19 protein-coding genes and 1 pseudogene are annotated in these 21,161 nt (G+C 25.6%); 19 read left to right on the top strand and 1 reads right to left on the bottom strand.

The window, feature by feature from the left end; translation table 11 throughout:
- The first annotated feature begins 3 nt into the window (after positions 1-3).
- The 19 genes and pseudogenes from ilvN (at position 4) to speD (ending at position 19,584) form a co-directional block, all read left to right on the top strand.
- Positions 4-480 (top strand): acetolactate synthase small subunit, encoded by a 477-nt coding sequence (ilvN, locus tag AB4W74_RS01160; protein ID WP_367682181.1) that lies wholly within the window; start codon positions 4-6, stop codon positions 478-480.
- 127 nt (positions 481-607) lie between these two features.
- Positions 608-1,552: a 16S rRNA (cytosine(1402)-N(4))-methyltransferase RsmH gene (gene rsmH / locus AB4W74_RS01155; RefSeq protein WP_367682180.1), complete on the top strand. Its 945-nt coding sequence runs from the start codon at positions 608-610 to the stop codon at positions 1,550-1,552.
- Positions 1,549-1,791 (top strand): cell division protein FtsL, encoded by a 243-nt coding sequence (locus AB4W74_RS01150; protein WP_367682179.1) that lies wholly within the window; start codon positions 1,549-1,551, stop codon positions 1,789-1,791. The genes rsmH and AB4W74_RS01150 overlap by 4 nt, the downstream gene beginning before the upstream one ends.
- Positions 1,792-1,898: 107 nt before the next feature.
- Positions 1,899-3,554 (top strand): peptidoglycan glycosyltransferase FtsI, encoded by a 1,656-nt coding sequence (gene ftsI / locus AB4W74_RS01145; protein WP_367682247.1) that lies wholly within the window; start codon positions 1,899-1,901, stop codon positions 3,552-3,554.
- A 26-nt stretch (positions 3,555-3,580) separates the two neighbouring features.
- Positions 3,581-5,103 (top strand): annotated as a pseudogene (gene murE, locus AB4W74_RS01140) (UDP-N-acetylmuramoyl-L-alanyl-D-glutamate--2,6-diaminopimelate ligase).
- The gene (murF, locus tag AB4W74_RS01135) at positions 5,072-5,887 is read left to right on the top strand and encodes a UDP-N-acetylmuramoyl-tripeptide--D-alanyl-D-alanine ligase (RefSeq protein WP_367682178.1); all 816 of its coding nucleotides are present in this window, start codon (positions 5,072-5,074) and stop codon (positions 5,885-5,887) included. Before murE ends, murF begins: the two are co-directional and overlap by 32 nt.
- Entirely contained in the window at positions 5,863-6,447 is a 585-nt protein-coding gene (locus tag AB4W74_RS01130; RefSeq protein ID WP_367682177.1) for a glutamate ligase domain-containing protein, read from the top strand. The genes murF and AB4W74_RS01130 overlap by 25 nt, the downstream gene beginning before the upstream one ends.
- Entirely contained in the window at positions 6,431-7,498 is a 1,068-nt protein-coding gene (gene mraY, locus AB4W74_RS01125) for a phospho-N-acetylmuramoyl-pentapeptide-transferase (protein ID WP_367682176.1), read from the top strand. The genes AB4W74_RS01130 and mraY overlap by 17 nt, the downstream gene beginning before the upstream one ends.
- On the top strand, positions 7,498-8,817 hold the full coding sequence (gene murD, locus AB4W74_RS01120; RefSeq protein WP_367682175.1) for a UDP-N-acetylmuramoyl-L-alanine--D-glutamate ligase: 1,320 nt from the start codon (positions 7,498-7,500) through the stop codon (positions 8,815-8,817). Before mraY ends, murD begins: the two co-directional genes overlap by 1 nt.
- Positions 8,817-9,968 (top strand): cell division protein FtsW, encoded by a 1,152-nt coding sequence (ftsW, locus tag AB4W74_RS01115; protein WP_367682174.1) that lies wholly within the window; start codon positions 8,817-8,819, stop codon positions 9,966-9,968. Before murD ends, ftsW begins: the two co-directional genes overlap by 1 nt.
- Complete coding sequence (gene murG, locus AB4W74_RS01110) at positions 9,969-11,033, top strand: undecaprenyldiphospho-muramoylpentapeptide beta-N-acetylglucosaminyltransferase (protein WP_367682173.1); 1,065 nt, start codon at positions 9,969-9,971, stop codon at positions 11,031-11,033. It abuts the gene before it with no gap.
- 43 nt (positions 11,034-11,076) lie between these two features.
- Positions 11,077-12,534: a UDP-N-acetylmuramate--L-alanine ligase gene (gene murC / locus AB4W74_RS01105; RefSeq protein WP_367682172.1), complete on the top strand. Its 1,458-nt coding sequence runs from the start codon at positions 11,077-11,079 to the stop codon at positions 12,532-12,534.
- Positions 12,531-13,466 carry a D-alanine--D-alanine ligase gene (locus AB4W74_RS01100; RefSeq protein WP_367682171.1) on the top strand — a complete coding sequence of 312 codons (936 nt, stop codon included), beginning with the start codon at positions 12,531-12,533 and terminating at the stop codon, positions 13,464-13,466. Before murC ends, AB4W74_RS01100 begins: the two co-directional genes overlap by 4 nt.
- A gap of 348 nt (positions 13,467-13,814) precedes the next feature.
- Positions 13,815-15,071: a cell division protein FtsA gene (ftsA, locus tag AB4W74_RS01095; protein ID WP_367682170.1), complete on the top strand. Its 1,257-nt coding sequence runs from the start codon at positions 13,815-13,817 to the stop codon at positions 15,069-15,071.
- A 47-nt stretch (positions 15,072-15,118) separates the two neighbouring features.
- Positions 15,119-16,276, top strand: a complete 1,158-nt coding sequence (gene ftsZ, locus AB4W74_RS01090; RefSeq protein WP_367682169.1) for a cell division protein FtsZ — start codon at positions 15,119-15,121, stop codon at positions 16,274-16,276.
- A 260-nt stretch (positions 16,277-16,536) separates the two neighbouring features.
- Complete coding sequence (gene erpA / locus AB4W74_RS01085; RefSeq protein WP_367682168.1) at positions 16,537-16,881, top strand: iron-sulfur cluster insertion protein ErpA; 345 nt, start codon at positions 16,537-16,539, stop codon at positions 16,879-16,881.
- A 55-nt stretch (positions 16,882-16,936) separates the two neighbouring features.
- Entirely contained in the window at positions 16,937-17,629 is a 693-nt protein-coding gene (locus AB4W74_RS01080; protein ID WP_367682167.1) for a 5'-methylthioadenosine/adenosylhomocysteine nucleosidase, read from the top strand.
- A gap of 255 nt (positions 17,630-17,884) precedes the next feature.
- The gene (speE, locus tag AB4W74_RS01075) at positions 17,885-18,745 is read left to right on the top strand and encodes a polyamine aminopropyltransferase (RefSeq protein ID WP_367682166.1); all 861 of its coding nucleotides are present in this window, start codon (positions 17,885-17,887) and stop codon (positions 18,743-18,745) included.
- Between the two features lie 26 nt (positions 18,746-18,771).
- Positions 18,772-19,584 carry an adenosylmethionine decarboxylase gene (gene speD / locus AB4W74_RS01070; RefSeq protein WP_367682165.1) on the top strand — a complete coding sequence of 271 codons (813 nt, stop codon included), beginning with the start codon at positions 18,772-18,774 and terminating at the stop codon, positions 19,582-19,584.
- Positions 19,585-19,716: 132 nt separating this feature from the next.
- Here the strand turns inward: speD and lpdA are convergent, their stop codons facing one another.
- Positions 19,717-21,150: a dihydrolipoyl dehydrogenase gene (gene lpdA / locus AB4W74_RS01065; RefSeq protein ID WP_367682164.1), complete on the bottom strand. Its 1,434-nt coding sequence runs from the start codon at positions 21,148-21,150 to the stop codon at positions 19,717-19,719.
- Positions 21,151-21,161 lie beyond the last annotated feature (11 nt).

The raw sequence follows: 21,161 nt of genomic DNA, 5'->3' as shown, positions 1-21,161 counted from the left end.
AATATGCGAAGAATTTTGTCAATTCTCTTAGAGAATGAATCAGGTGCATTATCACGTGTGATAGGACTCTTTTCACAAAGAGGTTATAACATAGAAACTATTACAGTTGCACCAACAGAAGATCCTAGTTTATCTAAAATGACTATACAAACAATTGGCAATGAAAAATCTATTGAACAAATTGAAAAACAACTGCATAAATTAATTGATGTGTTAAGAGTAATTAAGATCGGACAAAATTCGCATATAGAACGCGAAATAATGTTACTAAAAATACAAAAAAATAATTGTACAAAAGACGATGTAAAACATACTACTGAAGTATTTCGCGGTCAAATTGTGGATATTACATCTACAACATACGTTATACAACTTGCTGGTACTACAAAAAAATTAGATTCTTTTCTTAAAATAATTCGAAATATATCAGAAATTATTGAAATGACTCGTTCTGGAATAATCGGAATTTCTCGAGGCTAACTTTTTTTTATAAATAAATTTTAAAAGTTTGATTAAAAAATAATCAACTAAATTTTTATATTAAACATGGTCATTTCATTTTAAAAATGACCATGTAACTTCTTTTTTAATATCTACATATTCCACTATGAACCAAAAAATAAAACATATTTCTGTAATGAAAAAAGAAGTAATAAAATCGTTAAAAATAGAAAAAAATGGTATTTATATCGATAGTACTTTTGGTATGGGTGGACATTCTCTTGCAATTTTAAAAGAAATAGGGGAAAAGGGAGAATTATATTCTATTGATAAAGACCCAATGGCAGTCTTTATAGGGAATCAAATTAAAGATAAACGATTTCATATAGTACATGAAAACTTTTCAAAAATTTTAAATCATATAAAATTTAAAAATATTATTGGAAAAGTAAATGGAATTTTATTTGATTTAGGAACATCATCACTACAAATAGAAGATGAAAAAAGAGGATTTTCATTCAAAAGAAATGGTCCTTTAGATATGAGAATGAATCCAAATATCGGTATTTCTGCTTCAGATTGGCTATTCAAAAGTGATATGAAAACAATTTCTTTTGTTTTAAAAAATTTTGGAGAAGAGAGATTCTCAAAAAGAATTGCATATGCTATAAAAAATTATTGTAAAAAGAAAAAAATAAAAACTACTTTCGAATTAGTAGAAATTATAAAAAAAGCAATACCTACTAAAAATAAATTTAAACATCCTGCTAAAAGAAGCTTTCAAGCAATTAGAATCTACATCAATCAAGAATTTAAAGAAATTCAAAAAGGTTTAGAAAATACATTAAAAATATTAAAACCAGGGGGTCGTATTTCAGTTATTAGCTTCCATTCTTTAGAAGATAGAATAGTAAAAAATTTCATGATGAAAAATAGCAAAAAAGAAATTGTTCCTTATGGTTTACCTATTACAGAAAAAAAGTTAAATCAACTAAAAATATCTAAATTAAAAATTATTAATAGGATTTTACCAAATCAAAAAGAAATTGAAAAAAATCCTCGATCTCGTAGTTCTGTACTACGAATAGCTGAAATAAAAGAGAATATATGAAAAAAAAACGTTATAATTTACCACAAATCATCAAAAATGATTTCTTATTATATGGAAAAGTTCATTTGATTTTATTATTAGCAATAATTCTCTCTGCCAATGCTGTTATTATTGTAGTTTATAACACTCGTTTATTGATTACTGAGGAAGAAATTTTGAATATAAAAAAAAAAAAAAAATATGATGAATGGAGAAATTTGATAATTGAAAAAAATACTCTTTCTTCAATTACATTTTAATTAGCACGGAATTTTTAACTAAAAAAATACCAAAATACATTTAAAACATAATAGATATTTAAACACATGCATACAAAAAAAAAATATGATTATTTAAAAAAAAAAAGATTAATTATATAAACTGGCGTTTTATTACATTATGCAGTATTGTATTTCTCTTTTTATTAATTTTAACGTTGCGAATAATATTTCTGCAAGTTATTAACTCTAAAAAACTAACTTATGAAGGAGATCGTCGAACACTTAGAATACAACCAGTAATTAACGCAAGAGGAATTATTAATGATAGATCAGGATATCCCTTAGCTGTTTCTGTTCCAGTAAATGCGGTATTTATCGATCCAACTTTAATTATAAATATGAATGATATTCAAAATAATATACGCTGGAAAGCTTTATCAGAAATATTGTCAATTCCATTAAAAAAAATAATATCTCGCATTAGTACTCATAAAAATATTAAATTTATATATCTAGCACGTCAAATAAATCCAGAAATTGCAAATTATATTAAAGAATTAAAATTACCAGGAGTTTTTCTTATAGAAGAATCGAAACGATATTATCCTTCAGGTAAAATTGCAGCTCAATTAATTGGTATTAATAATATAGATGGAGAAGGTATTGAAGGTATAGAAAAAAGTTTTAACTTATTTTTAACAGGAAAACCAGGAAAAAGAAAAATAAGACAAGACAATCAGGGAAAAGTAATAGAAAACGAATCTTTAATTAAAAAATATGATGCTAATAACTTAATATTAAGTATCGATAAAAAATTACAAACCATCGTATATCAAGAACTTAATCGAGCAATAAATGAAAATGAAGCAGACTTCGGTGTTGCTATTTTAATTGATATCAAAACCGGAGAAATATTATCTATGGTAAATAATCCTTCATACAATCCAAATGATACACAATACGTTATTAAGCAAAACCTCCGTAATAGAGCTATTACAGATTCTTTTGAACCAGGATCTACAGTTAAACCAATTGTCATTATGGAAGCATTAAAATCTGGAATAGTTCAAGAAAACTCAATAATTAATACTCGACCTTACTTTATAAGAAAACATCAAATAAAAGATGTGTCACAAAATCACCAATTAAATATAAAGGGAATTTTAAAAAAATCTAGCAATATTGGCGTATCAAAAATTGCACTATCTATGACGACTCCACAATTAGTAAATAGTTATATCAAATTTGGATTAGGACAACCAACTAATCTAGGATTAATTGGAGAACAGAAAGGTTTCCTTCCTAAAAAGAAAAATTTATCTACTTTAGAAAAAGCCACTTTTTCATTTGGATATGGACTTATGGTAACTCCGTTACAATTAGCAAGATTATACATGATAATTGGAAATTACGGCGTCTCTCATCCACTTTCTATTGTTAAAATTGATCATCCATTATATGAAAAAAGAATTTTTCCTGAAAAATATGTAAAAAAAGTCATTCATATGATGGAAGTTACCAAAAAATATGGCGAAAATAGTTCTGAAGCAGCAGTCCAAGGATACCGTGTTTCAATTAAAACTGGAACAGCAAAAAAATTAGGAAGCCAAGGTCATTATGTAAATAAATACATTGCTTATACTGCAGGAATTGCGCCGTCCAGTAATCCAAAGTTTTCATTAATAATTATAATTGATAACCCTAAAGGAAAAAAATATTATGGAGGGGCCATTGCTGCACCAGTATTTGGAAGAATAATGAAATCAGTATTAAAAGAAATGAATATTGCACCAGATAATTAAATTAAAAAACATATTAAGGAACATTAATGAAAAAAAAGAACTTAAAAAATCTCTTATCACCATGGATTATGAATCTTCCTAAAAAAGAAATTGCAAAATTAGTTTTAGATAGTCGTAAAATAAATGAAAAGGATGTTTTTGTAGCTATTAAGGGAACAAAAAAAGATGGAAATAATTTTATTTCTGAAGCAATTAAAAAAAAAGCAGCTGCGATTATATCAGACACTCAAAATAAACTTAAACACGGACATATAAACTATATCAATAGTATTCCAGTATTACATTTTTTTCAATTATCTCAAAATGTTTCAAATTTAGCAGGAAGATTTTATAAACAACCAGGGAATAAACTCAAAGTAATTGGCGTAACTGGAACTAATGGAAAAACAACCGTAACACAACTAATTAATCAATGGAGTAAACTATTAAAAAAACAATTTGGCACTATGGGAACTTTGGGAAATGGTTTTAATAACATTTTAAAAAAAACAAAAAACACAACTTCTTCAGCTATTGAAATTCAATCATTTTTAGATATGGCTGTAAAAAAAAAATTCAGCTAGTAACTATGGAAGTATCATCACATGGGCTAATACAAAATCGTGTAAAAAATATTCCATTCTATATTGGAATATTTACAAATCTAACACAAGATCATTTAGATTATCATAAAAATATGAAGCAATATGAATTATCAAAATGGTCTTTTTTAAGCCAACATAGAATACAAAAAATAATATTAAATGCCAATGATGAATACGGAAAAAAATGGTTAAAAAAACTATCAAACAAATATACAACTGCTGTGACTATAAAAGATTCATATCAAAAAAAATACTCTAAAAAATGGATTAACGCTATTTGCATTAAAATTAATAATAATTTTACCGATGTTAAATTTGAATCTAGTTGGGGAAACGGTTTATTATCAACTTCTCTAATTGGTGATTTTAATATAAATAATCTATTATTAGCATTAGCTTGTATGTTGGAAATGAATTATAAATTATCAGATCTTCTTAATACATCTATAAAAATTCAACCTATACATGGTCGAATGCAAATATTCAGTTCAGCTGACAAACCTACAATTATTATAGATTATGCACATACGCCTGATGCATTAGAAAAAGCATTGAATGCAATTCAATTACATTTTTCAAAAAAAAAGATATGGTGTATATTTGGATGTGGAGGAGAAAGAGACCGAAAAAAACGTCCACTAATGGGAACTATTTCAGAAAAAATAGCGTATAAAGTAGTTCTTACTAATGATAATCCTAGAAACGAAAACCAAGAAAAAATTATTCAAGAAATTTTAGAAGGATGTACAAAAAAGAAAGAAATAATAATTATTCCTAATAGAAAAAAAGCAATATCGACTATTTTTTTTCAAGCAAAAGTAGACGATATAATTTTTATATCTGGGAAAGGTCATGAAACACAACAAATAATTGGCAATCAAAAAATTAATTATTCAGATCAAAAAGTAGTACAAAATTTATTGGAAAAAAACCATGATTCCTTTGTCATTAAAAAAAATTGCTAATATCACGAATGGTAAATTATATGGCAAAAGTTTAATAATACACAATGTCATTATAGATAGTAAAAAAATTACCCCAGGTTCTCTTTTTATCGCTTTACAAGGTAAAAAATTTGATGCACATAATTTTATTGAAGAAGTTTTACATAAAGGTTGTTCTGCAATTATTACACAAAAAAAAATAGCATTTAAAACTAATTATATTATTGTAGAAAATACAACTATCGCTTTAGGAAAAATAGCTAATTGGCTTCGTAAAAAAATCAATCCACAAATATTATCAATTACTGGTTCTTGTGGGAAAACATCAGTAAAAGAAATGACTAAATCTATATTAAAAAAATATAAAAATACAATATCTACATTTGATAATTTAAATAATCATATAGGTGTTCCTATAACTTTAATACGATTAGAAGAAAAACATAAATACGGAATAATTGAATTAGGTGGAAGCAATCCTGGCGAAATTCATTATACTTCTAATATTGCACAACCAAATATTGTATTAATCAATAATATTTATTATTCTCATTTAGAAGGTTTTAAATCATTGTTGGGAGTATCAAAAGCAAAATCAGAAATATTATCTGGACTACAATCTCAAGGAACAGTTATCATTAATTTAGATAGTCATCATATTTCCCAATGGAAAAAAAAGATAAAAAATAAAAAAGTTGTATATTTTTCTATAGAAAAAAAAAAGAAAGTCATTTCTTTTCTAAAAATATTAAAATATATACGGATAAAACATGTTTCACCATGTACACACCTTCTGGAAAAGTAAACATTTCATTGCCTTGTTTAGGTTATCAAAATATATCCAATGCACTAGCAGCAACTGCTTTAGCATACTCTATTAATATACCTTTAAAAGAAATTCAAAATGGTCTATCAAAAACACCTACCTTGTCTGGTCGATTAGAATCAATTAAATTAAGTCCCAATAAGATTTTAATTAATGATACATATAATTCTAATGTAGCATCAATGATTGCAGCAATTAAAATATTAGAAAAAATGCCAGGTTACAAAATACTAGTAGTAGCAGATATGGCAGAATTAGGAAAAAATAGCATTCTATATCATAGAATGATCGGGAATATTGCTAATATATCTAAAATTGACATTATATTTAGTATTGGAGAAAACAGTCATGAAATTACAAAAATGTCTGAAAATGGAGTACATTTTTTAGATAAAATAAAATTAAATAAAAAACTAAAAAAAATTATCTTAAAAAAAGAGACAATTACCGTGTTAATTAAGGGTTCTCGTAGCACGAAAATGGAAAAAACAGTAACATACTTAATCAGGGAGTGTAAAAAAAATGATAATATTGATTAATCAATATTTAAATTTTAAGATATTTTCTTGTATTACATTTCGAATAATTCTTAGTATATTAACAAGTTTTTTTATTAATCTATATTTTATTCCATATATTATAGCTTATTTTAAAAATTTAAAAAAATATCAAATAATACGTATGGATGGACCAAAAACACATTCCTGTAAAAAAAATACACCAACTATGGGAGGGTTAATTATATTAATTTCAATATTAATTGGTGTTTTTCTTTATTGTGATTTATGTAATTTTTATATTTGGTGTGTTATAGGTGTACTAATAGGATGTGGCATAATTGGTTTTTTAGATGACTACAAAAAAATAAATTTTAAAAATACTCAAGGATTAAAAATCCTATCAAAATTTTTTTGGTTATCAATAGTTGCGATAATAATGATCAGTATGATATATGTTAATTCAAATAATTCAATAAACATCGAATTAGTTATTCCATTTTATACTAAAATATTTTTTAAAATCAATTATTTATATATGTTTTTATGTTATTTTGTTATTGTTGGAACCAGTAATGCAGTAAATTTAACAGATGGATTAGATGGATTAGCGATCATGCCAATAATATTCTTGTCTGTTGGTTTAGGAATTATTTCACTGTGTAGTTCAAATGTTTTTTTTGCTCATTATATGAATATTCCTTATTTAAAAAAAGCAAATGAACTAAGTATTTTATGTGCAGCAATAACTGGATCAGGACTGGGATTTTTATGGTTTAATGCTTATCCAGCTAAAATATTTATGGGCGATGTAGGATCACTATCTTTGGGTGGTGCACTAGGAATGATATCAATATTATTACACCAGGAATTGTTATTATTAATTTTAGGCGGTATTTTTGTACTTGAAGCTATATCAGTAATATTGCAAGTTATATATTTTAAAATAAGAAAAAAAAGAATTTTTAAAATGGCGCCGATTCATCATCATTATGAAATAAAAGGTATATCTGAATCTCTAATTATTGTAAGATTTTGGATCCTCTCCTTTATATGTTTATTAATTGGCATCGCATCCTTAAAGGTAAATTAATGTCAGATAATTATTTCGGAAAAAAAATATTAATTTTAGGATTAGGATTGACTGGGATATCATGTATTAATTTTTTTTTTAATAAAGGGATCCAAGTTAAAGCGATGGATGAATCTAAAATACCTAAATTTTTAAATAAAATTCCTAAAAAAGTTCAATATAAGCTGGGAGAATTAGACGAAAAATGGATTTTTGAATCTGATTTAATTATTATTAGTCCAGGTATATCTTCTTTTAAATCTATTTTAGTCAAAGCTAGATTATTAGGAATTAATATTATTAGCGACATTGAATTATTTTGCAGAGAAGCGAAACATCCTATTATCTCTATTACTGGTACTAATGGAAAAAGTACAGTAGCAACAATAGTCCAAAGAATTGCAGAAAAATCAGGACATCAATCAATTTTAGGAGGAAATATTGGATTTCCAGCCTTAGATATGTTAAAAAAAAAAGCGACATTATATATACTAGAACTATCTAGCTTTCAACTAGAAAATACATTTTCTCTAAAATCAAAAATAGCTGTAGTTCTTAATATTACCGAAGATCATATTGATAGATATCCAATGGGTTTCGAACAATATAAAAAAACTAAACTATCTATATATAATTATGCTGACATTTGTTTAATCAAAAAAAATAATACTAAAAAAAATATATGGAATAACAACCATCAAAAATATATTTTTTTTGGTACAAAGGACAGCGACTATAATATTTCTTATCAAAAAGAAAAATATTTTTTATGTTATAAAAAAAAAAATATACTCGATACTAGCGAAATGCTATTAAATGGATATCATAATTATGAAAATGCACTAGTATCCTTAGCAATTTCTGATGCTATGAAATTTAATCAAAAAAAAACCATAGAAATAATTAGAAAATTTTCAGGTTTACCACATCGATTTCAAACAATACATGTAAAGAATAACGTATCTTGGATTAATGATTCTAAATCTACTAACGTTAATAGTACCAAAACAGCTTTAGAAAACTTAAATACAAAAGGTAGAATATGGTTGTTGTTAGGTGGAGATAGTAAATCTGCTAATTTTGAAAGTTTAAAAAATTGTTTTGAAAAACTAAATATAAAAATATATTGTTTTGGAAAAGATGGTTTTAATTTGTCAAAAATATGTCAAAAAAAATCTATTTATGTTGAAAATTTAAAAAAAGCAATGATTTTAATTTCTAAACAAGTTCAACCTGGTGACATTGTTCTTTTATCTCCTGCATGCAGCAGTAAAGATCAATTTTCTAACTTTGAAGAAAGAGGCAAACTTTTTATAAAATTATCTAAGGAAATAAATTAATGTTTTTTTTAAAAAAAAAAAACGATAATACTATATTATATGATCGATTCTTAGTATGGTTAACTTTAGGTTTGTGTGCTACAGGATTAATCATGGTAACTTCTTCATCTATCCCCATAGGACAAAATTTATACCATGATCCCTTTTTTTTTGTAAAAAGAGAAATTTTTTATTTTTTTTTAGTATTTTTACTATCTTGTATTTTTTTACGTACACCTATAATCTTTTGGGAAAGAAATAGCAATTTAATATTAATTATTTCTATTTTTCTACTCTCGATTGTATTATTAATAGGAAAATCAGTACACGGATCCTATAGATGGATAAATTTCGGTTTTTTAAATGTACAACCTGCAGAAATATGTAAAATATCTTCTTTTTTTTATATATCCAACTATTTATCAAGAAAAACGAATGAAGTGCGTAATAATTTTTGGGATTTTTTAAAACCATTAACAATTATATCTATACAATCTATTCTTTTATTAGCAGAACCTGACCTAGGTACAGTTATTGTTTTATTTCTGACAACATTATCAATGTTATTTCTCTCTGGAGTAAAAATAAAACAATTTTTTACAATTATTTTTATAGTTTTTCTAACTTTGACTTGTTTAATTTTAGTTGAACCATATCGTCTTAAAAGAATACTATCTTTTTGGAATCCTTGGCAGGACCCTTTTGGAAATGGTTATCAATTAATACAATCACTAATAGCTTTAGGACGTGGTCATTTTTTTGGAGAAGGTTTGGGTAACTCAATACAAAAATTAAATTATTTACCAGAAGCGCATAGTGATTTTATTTTTTCTATTATAGGTGAAGAACTAGGTTATGTAGGCTGTTTTTTAATCTTATTAACTATTTTTATTATTTCATTTCGAGCTATGTACATTGGAAAAAAATCTTTATCTAAAAAAGAGGTCTTTTCAGGTTTTTTAGCCTGTTCAATTGGTTTATGGTTTAGTTTTCAAACATTAATTAATATTGGCACTGTTACAGGTATATTACCTACAAAAGGTTTAACTTTACCATTGATTAGCTATGGAGGATCGAGTTTAATTATAAATTTAATGGCTATTTGTATATTATTAAGAATTGATTTTGAAATACGATTAAGCGAAAATCAAGCTTTTCCTAAAGGAAAATAAATGCATTCAAAAAAAATTATTATAATAGCAGGCGGTAGCGGTGGACATGTCTTTCCAGGTCTTGTTATTGCAAAATATTTAATTAAAAAAGGATGGAAAATTAATTGGATAGGGACAAAAAATAAAATAGAGTCTAAAATTATTCCGAAACATAATATTAAAATTCACTTTATAAAAATTAATGGACTACGTAATACTAACTTAAAAAATTTAGTTTGTTCTCCAATACATATATTCAATGCTTTTATTCAAATAAAAAAAATAATAAAAACTTGGATGCCAAATATCGTATTAGGCATGGGAGGATACGTATCAGGTCCTGGTGGATTAGCAGCGTGGAATTCTAGAATTCCTTTTATTTTACATGAACAAAATAAAATTGCAGGGATTACAAATAAAATACTATCTAAAATTTCAAAAAAAAATATGCAAGCATTTCCAAATACTTTGTCAAATGCAGAAGTAGTAGGAAATCCAATTCGAGAAGATATTATCAATATACCAAAACCTGCAAAACGTTTTAAAAACAGGACAGGACCTTTAAGAATTTTAATTATAGGAGGAAGTCAAGGAGCTTCAATTTTTAATCATATTCTTCCAAAGATATCTTTAGTATTACACGAAAAAATTGTTATTTGGCATCAAACAGGTAATCTTGATTACGAAAAAACTAAAAAAAAATACAAAAAATATAGCTCATATAAACATGTGGTAGATCGTTTTATCGAAAATATATCAGATGCTTATTCCTGGGCAGATATAATTATATCTCGATCTGGCGCTTTAACAGTAAGCGAAATTGCTGCAGTAGGTTTAGGCGCAATATTTATACCTTATCCACATAAAGATAAACAACAGTATTTAAATGCAAAATATTTAGAAAAAAATGGTTCTGCTAAAATCATAGAACAGTCAGAATTTAATGAAAAAATAATTATAAAAATATTAAATTTACTAAATAGGGAAAAGCTTCTTCTAATGGCAGAACAAGCTTATTCTTTAGGACAACGAAATTCTATGTCAAAAATATATAAAATTATTCATCATATTACTCATCAAAAATAAAATATTTTTTATAATTTAAAGGAAATATATTTCATAAAATAAAATGAAAATAAACAACATAAAAAAAAATAATTTTTTTGAAGAAAAAAAATATAAAAAAATTCATTTAATCGGAATTGCTGGATCAGGAATGAGTGGTATTGCTTTTATACTATTAAAATTAGGATATGTAGTTAGCGGTTCAGATTTGTTAAAAAATTTGATGACAAAAAAATTAAAAAAAATGGGAGCAAATATTTTTTTTCAACATTCTAAAGATAATATCAAAAACATTGATTTTATTGTTAAATCAAGTGCTATTGCTCCTGATAATCCAGAACTTATAGAAGGAAAAAAAAAAAATATTCCTATATTTTTAAGAGCAGAAATGCTTCAAATATTAATGCAATATAAGTTTGGAATAGCAGTGTCAGGAACACATGGTAAAACAACAACCACTGCTATGATTTTCGATATATTAAAAAATAATGCGTTAGATCCTACAGTTATTAACGGCGGATTAATAAAATCTATTAATTCTTGTGCAAAACTTGGATCTTCTAATTACTTTCTTGTAGAAGCGGATGAAAGCGATAGTTCGTTTCTTTATTTAAATCCTAAAATAGCTATTACAACTAATATTGAATCTGATCATATAGATTATTATAATGGTAATTTTACGCTATTAAAAAAAACATTTTTAAAATTCTTAAATCAAATCCCATCTAATGGGATAGCAATAGTATGTACAGACAACAGTTCTATTCGTGATATTTTACCTAAAATAAAATGTCAAATAATTACATATGGATTTAATAAAAATGCAGACATACGAATAACATGTTACAAACAAGAAGGTTTTATAAGTTATTTTAAATTGATCAGAAAAAAACAATTAAATAATTTAAATATCACCTTAAATATACCCGGAAAACACAACGCTTTAAATGCTGCAGCTGCAATTTCTTTTGCAATGTATCAAAAAATACCTGACGAAAAAATTTATCAATCATTAAAAAAATTTCAAGGAACTGTTAGAAGATTTGAATATGTTGGAAATTTATTTATAAAAAAAAGCAATTCTATTACAAATAAAAGTGCTATTTTGATAGACGATTATGGACATCATCCAACTGAATTATTTGAAAATATTAAAACAATACGTACAAGTTGGCCTAAAAAAAATTTAATAATGATCTTTCAACCGCATCGCTATACAAGAACATATCATTTATATTACGATTTTATTAAAGTTTTATCTCAAGTTGATTCCTTATTAATATTAAAAGTATATTCTGCAAATGAAAAATATATTACGGGATATGACAGCTTAGCATTATATAATGATATAAAAAAAATAAAAAAAATGAATATAAGTTTAGTAAATAACAATAAATTAATATTAAAATTTCTTATTCCTTATTTAAATGGAAATGATATTATCTTAATACAGGGTGCTGGAAATATTGATACTATAATGAATAAAACTTTTATTTTAAAAAATAAAAAGGTGGTAATATGAAAAAAAAAATAGCAGTATTATTAGGAGGTAATTCTGCTGAACGATATATTTCAATTAAATCTGGATATGCAATTCTTAAAAGTTTATTAAAATCAGGAATGAATGCCTATCCAATAGATACTCGTGATTTTCCTATTATACAATTAAAAAAACAAGGTTTTGAAAGTGCATATATTGCACTTCATGGAAAAGGTGGAGAGGATGGTACTATACAAGGTATTCTAGAATATTTAAATATTCCGTATACAGGAAGTGGTATCATGTCTTCTGCAATTTCTTTAGACAAATGGAGAACAAAATTATTATGGAAAGCTTGCTCTATTCCTGTATTACCTGATATTTTTTTGAAAAAAAAGGATTTTTCAAAAAATACGTACCCTTTAATATTAAAAGAAATTTTAAAATTAAAATTTCCTATTATAATAAAACCAAATAATTCAGGTTCTAGTATAGGAATAACATTAGTACATCATATAAGTCAATTAATTCAATCTATTGAAATCGCATTTAAATATAGTCATGATATACTAATCGAACCGTTTTTAGAAGGAATAGAATATACAGTATCAATTCTTGACAAAAGAATATTACCTTCCATAAAAATTATTACAAAAAATAATTTTTATGACTATACAGCTAAATATATGGCGTCTTCTACTAAATATTTATGTCCAAGCGAATTAAACCATAAAAAAGAAAAGGAATTAAAAAAAATTACAGAAAGCGCTTGGAATATATTAGGATGTAAGGGATGTGGAAGAATTGATGCAATATTAGATAAAAACAATAATTTTTGGCTACTAGAAATAAATACTATACCAGGAATGACTAATCGAAGTTTACTACCAATTGCCGCTAAAAGCATAGGAATATCTTTTGACGAACTAGTATTAAAAATTTTAAATATAAATAAGAAAACAAATATTTTTTGACGTTCTTGATAATTATTACTAATTTTTAATTTTTTTTGATTGATAAAATTATTTAAATCAAAATTTTCTTCAATAAAAATTGCAAAACAATATACTATATTAGTGAAAATATTAAAACAATTGCAAATTTCATTTTAATAAAAGAACTATATCCCATAACATTACTTTTTTTAAAATAAAACAATCTTGCTATAAATAAAAAAAATTAAATTCATTTATAAAGGATTAGTTTTTCCATAAAAAAATAAGTGAATATTATTTATTTACAATAATGGCATTATAAAAAGTAGAAATCGAATTTTATTATAAAGGTAATATTTAAAAAAATATAGTACAGGCTAAAGAATAATGATTATCTCAAAAAATAGAAAATTAGTAGTCGGACTGGAAATTGGTACTACTAAAGTTATAACTTTGGTAGGAGAAGTTTCAACAGATCTTCAAATAAAAGTCATTGGAACTGGAATATGTAAATCAAAAGGAATAGACAAAGGTAGAATAAATAATTTAGATGCAGTAATTAAATGCATAAAAGAATCTATTCATCAAGCTGAAACTATGGCTAATTGTCAAATCACCTCTGTGTGTTTGTCTTTGTCTAATAAATATATTAATTGTCAAAATGAAATTGGTATTGTTCCTATTGCTGAAGATGAAGTAACAAAAGAAGATATAGAAAATGTAATACATACTGCAAAATCTGTAAAAATTCTTAATGAACATCACATATTACATGTAATTCCACAAGAATATTCAATTGATCAACAATCTGGAATAAAAAATCCAATAGGACTATCTGGAACAAGAATGCAAGTAAGAGTACATTTAATTACTTGCCATCAAAATATAACTAAAAATATTATCAAAGCAGTCGAAAAATGTGATATTAAAGTTGATCAAGTAATTTTTTCTGGTCTTGCTTCAAGCAAAGCTGTTTTAACAGAAGATGAATGTAAACTTGGCGTTTGTATGATTGATATAGGAGGGGGAACGATAGATTTTACTACTTATATTGATGGATCTATAGAAGATAGCCAAGTTATTCCATATGCAGGAAATATTGTAACTAAAGATATTTCGTATGCTTTTAGCACATCTTATTTTGATTCAGAAAATATAAAAATTAAATATGGTTCTGCATTGAAACTACCTCCAGGTACATCAAAAATTATTGATCTACCAAAAAAATATGGAAATTTTCAAAAAAATCTACCACAAGATACAGTCATCGAAGTAATTGAATCGAGATATACCGAACTATTATGCTTAATTAATAATAGAATTCTTCAAGTACAAAAAAAACTTTATAAAGATGGGAAAAAATATCAATTATCAAGTGGTATAGTACTTACTGGAGGTGCTTCAACAATTTTATTTTTAACTGAATGTGCAGAAAAAATTTTTCAAAAAAAAATTAGAATTGCTAAACCTTTAAATATTTCAGGATTAATAGATAATATAGCTGAACCAAATTATTCAACAGCAGTAGGCTTGTTACACTATGGAAAAGAATTCTATTTTAATTGTGAAAACAAAAAGGAAGAAAATTCTTTTATTGAAAGATGCTTTAAAAAAATTCATCATTGGTTTAAAAAAGAATTTTAAAAAAACTAAAACCTTCTAATATTAAAGATATATAATGGAATTAAATTATGTTTGAACCTGTAGAATTAAGCAATAATGCAGTAATTAAGGTAGTAGGTGTTGGTGGTGGTGGTGGTAATGCAGTGGAACATATGGTACGAGAACATATTGAGGGGGTTGAATTTTTTGTTATTAATACTGATGCACAGGCTTTAAAAAAAGTCGAAGTCAGTCAAACTATACAAATAGGCAATAATGTTACTAAGGGATTAGGAGCTGGTGCAAATCCAGAAATTGGACGTACTTCAGCAGAAGAAGATAAAGAATTATTAAAAACTGCTCTAGATGGTTCAGATATGGTTTTTATAGCCGCAGGTATGGGCGGTGGTACTGGAACCGGTGCAGCACCTGTTGTAGCAGAAATAGCAAAAGAATTAGGTATTTTAACTGTCGCTGTAGTAACAAAACCTTTTAACTTTGAAGGTAAAAAAAGAATGATTGTCGCGGATCAGGGAGTAATAGAACTATCAAAACATGTAGATTCTTTAATTACTATACCTAATGATAAGTTACTTAAAGTATTAAATCGAGGTATTTCTTTATTAGATGCTTTTGGTGCTGCTAATAATGTTTTAAAAGGAGCTGTACAAGGAATTGCAGAATTAATTACTCGACCTGGATTAATGAATGTAGATTTTGCTGATGTAAGGACTGTTATGCTAGAAATGGGATACGCTATGATGGGAACTGGCGTTTCTTCTGGAGAAAATCGTGCTGAAGAAGCATCTGAAATTGCCATATCTAGTCCTCTTTTAGAAGATATAGATTTATCAGGAGCGCGGGGTGTTTTAGTTAATATTACTGCTGGTTTTGATTTAAAATTAGATGAATTTGAAACAGTAGGAAATACTATTAGATCTTTTGCTTCAGATAATGCTACAGTAGTCATAGGAACCTCTTTAGATCCAGATATGAATGATACACTTAGAGTAACGGTAGTTGCAACAGGTATTGGTATGGAAAAGTATTCAGACATAAATCAAATAAAAAATAAATCTTCTAAAGAAATATTAATGGATTATCGTTATCAATATTCAAATGTTTCGAATACAAAAAATGATAAAAAAAATATAATAAAGGAAATAAAAGAAGTAGATGCGCAAAAAAGAAGAAAAGAACCAGAATATTTAGACATTCCGGCATTTCTTCGAAAACGATCCGATTAAATTTTTAAATATTAGGAATCAATGTTTTATATATTAAAAAATATTCTTTTTAATATTATTTTATATCAAAATAAAAAATAATCTTCCATAGCCTGCGCCAATAATAAAGAAAATATCTATCGGCGCAAGGACTCATATATTAATTTAATTAAATTAATATTTTTTTATATTAAAAATATGTTTAATTTTTTTTTTATGATAAAATTAAATAAAACATTTTTTTATAAAATATTTGTAAACATTTTGAGAATATATTAAAAATGGAAAACAATCCTATAAAATATATTAAACTTACTACAAATGCCACTAAGAAGATAAGTAAACTTATCCAAGAAAAAAAAAATAAAAATTTAAAACTAAGAATCTATATTATTGGAGGAGGATGTAGTGGATTTCAATATCAATTTATTTTTGATGAAAACATAGATAAAGATGATATTTTAATTAAAAAATCAAATATATTTCTAGTAGTGGATCCAATTAGTCTACAATATTTATATGGCGGCACAATAGACTACTTAGAAAATTTAGAAGGATCAAAATTTATTGTATCTAATCCAAATGCAAAAAATACATGTGGATGTGGTTCCTCATTTAATATTTAAAAAAATATCATCAATTTTACACTATTAAAAATAATAAAATAGTTAAATCTTATTTATGAAAATTGGAATAATCGGCGCCATAGAACAAGAAATTCAAGAAATTAAAAATATTATAGACAATCTAATCATAAAAAAACACGGAAAAATTAAAATTTATATAGGCAAGTTCAACAAAATAAATATTTTTTTAATTAAGTCGGGCATTGGAAAAGTTGCAGCTAGTATAGCTACAATGATTCTTATTGAGTTATATCAACCAAATTTTATTATTAATAGTGGTTCCGCAGGAAGTTTAAAGTCTCTTCTCAATATAGGAGATATCATTATTCCAAAACAGGTATGCTACTATGATGTAAATTTGATCAACTTTGGATATGCTAGAGGACAAATACCCAACTATCCTACAACATTTGCAACAAACAAAAATTTACATGAAATTTTAAAAAATATTATTCTTAAATCTAATTTTTTATTTTCAACTGGACTTCTCATTACTGGAGATTCATTTGTTAGAGGTAGTAATGTGATTAAAAAAATAAAAAATCAATTTTCTTCTGCAATAGCAGTAGATATGGAATCTACTGCAATAGGTCAAACATGTTATCAATTTAATATGCCATTTATTATAATAAAATCAATATCTGATTTATCTGATAGCAATGCCACATTGAAATTTAAAAATAACATTTCTATTGCGTCTTTACAATCTTCAAAATTAGTTAAACTACTTTTACAAAAACTTGAATAAAAAAATATTTTTATAATATTTACGCAAAGTTTATTTTCCTTAAAATAAAAAATATTCAATATATCAAAATATTATTTTTTTTAGATGATAGGAAAAACATATTATTTATAACAAAAAATAAACTTTAAAAATTTTTTTCATAAAAAATTTTCTTTTTTTAAAAAAAAATATAAAAAAATTCTATATTTTCACTATATTTGTAATAAGTTATTAATCTTAAATAATTTATTCATTTATTTTTTATAGGATAAAAATATGATTAAAAAAAAAATATGGTATGAAAATCTTCATTACGATATTGGACAGTATTTTTCGATTGATAAGATATTGTATCAAAAAAAAAACAAATTCCATGAAATTATCATTTTTCAAAACTCAATTATGGGACGAGTAATGACAATAGATGGAATTGTCCAAACAACAGAAAAAGATGAATTTATATATCACGAAATGTTAACTCATGTTCCTATATTTTCTCATGGATCAATAAAAAATGTATTAATCATTGGTGGTGGAGATGGAGGAATATTAAGAGAAATATGTCGACATGATAGTATTGATAGTATTACTATGATTGAAATTGATCAAAACGTTATTAATTTATGCAAAGAATATTTCCCAAAACACTCTAATAATGGATACAATGATTCTCGTCTAAAATTAATTATAGATAATGGATTAAACTTCGTAAAAAATTCAAAAGAAAAATTTGATCTAATCATATCAGATTCTACTGATCCGGTAGGATGTGGGAAAGATTTATTTTTACCAGAATTTTATTCCTATTGTAAAAACTGCCTTCATAAAAACGGCATATTTGTAGGACAAAATGGTGTTTTTTTCCTACAAAAAAATAATGTTCGGCAAACTTATAATAAGTTAAAAAAAATTTTTAATGATGTAAGTTTTTATCAGGCTACTATTCCTACTTATTATGGAGGAGTAATGATGTTTTCTTGGGCGACTGATGACCCATATTACCGTCAAATAAATATAAAAGATTTAGAATTGCGTATAAAAAATACAAAATTAAATTTTAATTACTATAATTTTAAAATTCATATAAGTAGTTTTTATTTGCCTGAATATATAATTAATACTTTAGATAAAAGTTAAAATCCTTTTATAGGAGAGTAATTAAATTGCAAAAACTAAAATTGCATGGCTTTAATAATTTAACTAAAAGCCTAAGTTTTTGTATTTACGATATTTGTTATGCCAATAACAACGATTCAAGAAATAGTTATATTTCTTATATTGACGAACAATATAACGCTATTCGATTAACAAAAATTTTAAAAAAAACTTGTTCAATTATTGGAGCTAATGTCCTGAATGTTTTTCATCAAGATTATGAACCTCAGGGTGCTAGCGTAACTATTTTAGTATGTGAAGATCCAATTAATCTAGAAACAGTAAAAATTATAAATAAAAATAATAATATTGTCTCATCTTCTGTACTAGCCCATTTAGACAAAAGTCACATTTGTGTTCATACATATCCTGAAAGTCATCCTCAAAACGGAATTTGCACTTTTCGTGCAGATATAGAAGTTTCGACATGTGGCATAATTTCACCACTTAATGCGTTAAATTATCTTATCCATCAATTAGAATCAGATATTGTAACAATTGAATATCGTATACGAGGTTTTACAAGAGATATTCATGGCATCAAGCATTTTATTGATCACAAAATTAATTCCATACAAAATTTTATGTCTGATGATATAAAATCAATGTATGAAATGATTGATGTTAATATATATCAAGAAAATATTTTTCATACACGGATGTTATTAAAAGAATTTAATTTAAAAAATTATTTATTTAACATTAATATAGAAGATCTATCAATAGTTGAACGTTCTTATATTATAGATTTACTATGGAAGGAAATGAGAGAGATATTTTATGGCAGAAATATTCCTATAATCAAAAAAATAAAAAAATAATTTTTTATAGCTATAAACTTATCTTGATTAAAAAGAGTTCAAATAATTCATACTATTCTTTTAGAACAAGAAAAGATTATAGAAATTTCAATTCTATAATCTTTTCTTGTTCTAAAAGAATAGTATGAATTATTAATTTAATAATGATACTTTTTTTAAATTTATTAAATCTGTTATTGTCCCCTGATATACCTCTGACGCAGAACAGATTGACTCACTTAGAGTAGGATGCGGATGAACAGTAAGCGAAATATCTTCTGCTTCACATCCCATTTCAATTGCAAGTCCAATTTCAGCAATTAATTCACCAGCATTTGTACCTAATATAGATCCACCAATAATTTTATTTGTACTTTTATCAAAAATTAATTTTGTCATCCCTATAGTACAATTTGATGCATTAGCCCTACCTAAAGCACTCCAAGGAAAAACAGATATTTCATAATCTATTTTTTTATCTTTAGCTTCTTGTTCGCTTAATCCGATCCAAGCAATTTCAGGTTCTGTATAAGCCACTGACGGAATAACTTTAGGTTCAAAATAATGTTTTTTACCAAAAATCACTTCAGCTGCAATATGAGCCTGTTGTATTGCTTTGTGAGCCAGCATAGGAAAACCTGTTACATCTCCAATAGCATAAATATGTGATATATTTGTTTTTAGTTGCATATCTGTTTGAATAAATCCAGATTCATTTAATTGTAATCCAATTCTATTTATTCTTAAACAATTAATATTGGGACTTCTACCTATTGCAACAAGTACATTGTCATAATGCACGGTATTTTCATGATTATTTTCTTTTGAAAACGTTACAATTACACTATCATTATTTGACGTAATAACATTTTTGACATGAGTATTTAATAATAAATTAAATCTTTTTTCAATTGATTTTTTATATATATCAGTAATATCTTTATCTACTGCCGGGAGAAAAACACTAAATCGATCAACAATATCTACTTTTGATCCTAATGCACTATATATTGTTGCCATTTCTAGACCAATTATTCCGCCGCCTATAATTAAAAAACGTTTAGGTATAGTTTTTAATGACAAAGCATCTGTAGAATTCCAAATTCTATGATCTTCATTAGGAAAAGAAGATATATTAATAGGTTTTGATCCAGTTGCAATAATAGCATTTTTAAAAAATACCATATAATTAATTTTTTTATTTTCTACAAAAATACTATTATTAGTATTGAAAGATGCTTTTCCTTGAATAATTCTTATTTTTCTTTTTTCTCCCATACTAAACAAGCCACTAGTAAGCTTTTTGACAATACTTTCTTTCCAATCATTTATTTTTTTAATATCAATAGTTGGTTGATTGAAAACTACACCGGCTTTAGAAAGTTCATTTGCATCTTTTATAACTTTAGCTATATGCAATAGTGCTTTTGAAGGAATGCAACCAACATTTAAACACACTCCACCTAATTGTTCATACTGTTCTATTAAAACAGTATCTAACCCTAAATCAGCACATCGAAAAGCAGCAGAATAACCAGCAGGTCCTGATCCTATAACAACTACTTCAGATTGAATTTCTTTATTCATATTAATAAACT

The sequence above is a fragment of the Buchnera aphidicola (Hyalopterus amygdali) genome (genome assembly GCF_964059015.1).
Taxonomy (GTDB): Bacteria; Pseudomonadota; Gammaproteobacteria; order Enterobacterales; family Enterobacteriaceae; genus Buchnera; species Buchnera aphidicola_BN.
This window is presented reverse-complemented; position numbering and strand designations above follow the sequence as displayed.

Bases quoted from the DNA above. Each gene is read 5' to 3' on its own strand.
- ftsZ (WP_367682169.1), top strand. From the start codon at position 15,119: ATGTTTGAACCTGTAGAATTAAGCAATAATGCAGTAATTAAGGTAGTA.
- ilvN (WP_367682181.1), top strand. From the start codon at position 4: ATGCGAAGAATTTTGTCAATTCTCTTAGAGAATGAATCAGGTGCATTA.
- AB4W74_RS01130 (WP_367682177.1), top strand. From the start codon at position 5,863: ATGTACACACCTTCTGGAAAAGTAAACATTTCATTGCCTTGTTTAGGT.
- lpdA (WP_367682164.1), bottom strand. From the start codon at position 21,150: ATGAATAAAGAAATTCAATCTGAAGTAGTTGTTATAGGATCAGGACCT.
- murG (WP_367682173.1), top strand. From the start codon at position 9,969: ATGCATTCAAAAAAAATTATTATAATAGCAGGCGGTAGCGGTGGACAT.
- erpA (WP_367682168.1), top strand. From the start codon at position 16,537: ATGGAAAACAATCCTATAAAATATATTAAACTTACTACAAATGCCACT.
- ftsA (WP_367682170.1), top strand. From the start codon at position 13,815: ATGATTATCTCAAAAAATAGAAAATTAGTAGTCGGACTGGAAATTGGT.
- murC (WP_367682172.1), top strand. From the start codon at position 11,077: ATGAAAATAAACAACATAAAAAAAAATAATTTTTTTGAAGAAAAAAAA.
- AB4W74_RS01100 (WP_367682171.1), top strand. From the start codon at position 12,531: ATGAAAAAAAAAATAGCAGTATTATTAGGAGGTAATTCTGCTGAACGA.
- AB4W74_RS01080 (WP_367682167.1), top strand. From the start codon at position 16,937: ATGAAAATTGGAATAATCGGCGCCATAGAACAAGAAATTCAAGAAATT.
- speE (WP_367682166.1), top strand. From the start codon at position 17,885: ATGATTAAAAAAAAAATATGGTATGAAAATCTTCATTACGATATTGGA.
- AB4W74_RS01150 (WP_367682179.1), top strand. From the start codon at position 1,549: ATGAAAAAAAAACGTTATAATTTACCACAAATCATCAAAAATGATTTC.
- murF (WP_367682178.1), top strand. From the start codon at position 5,072: ATGATTCCTTTGTCATTAAAAAAAATTGCTAATATCACGAATGGTAAA.
- ftsW (WP_367682174.1), top strand. From the start codon at position 8,817: ATGTTTTTTTTAAAAAAAAAAAACGATAATACTATATTATATGATCGA.
- murD (WP_367682175.1), top strand. From the start codon at position 7,498: ATGTCAGATAATTATTTCGGAAAAAAAATATTAATTTTAGGATTAGGA.
- rsmH (WP_367682180.1), top strand. From the start codon at position 608: ATGAACCAAAAAATAAAACATATTTCTGTAATGAAAAAAGAAGTAATA.
- mraY (WP_367682176.1), top strand. From the start codon at position 6,431: ATGATAATATTGATTAATCAATATTTAAATTTTAAGATATTTTCTTGT.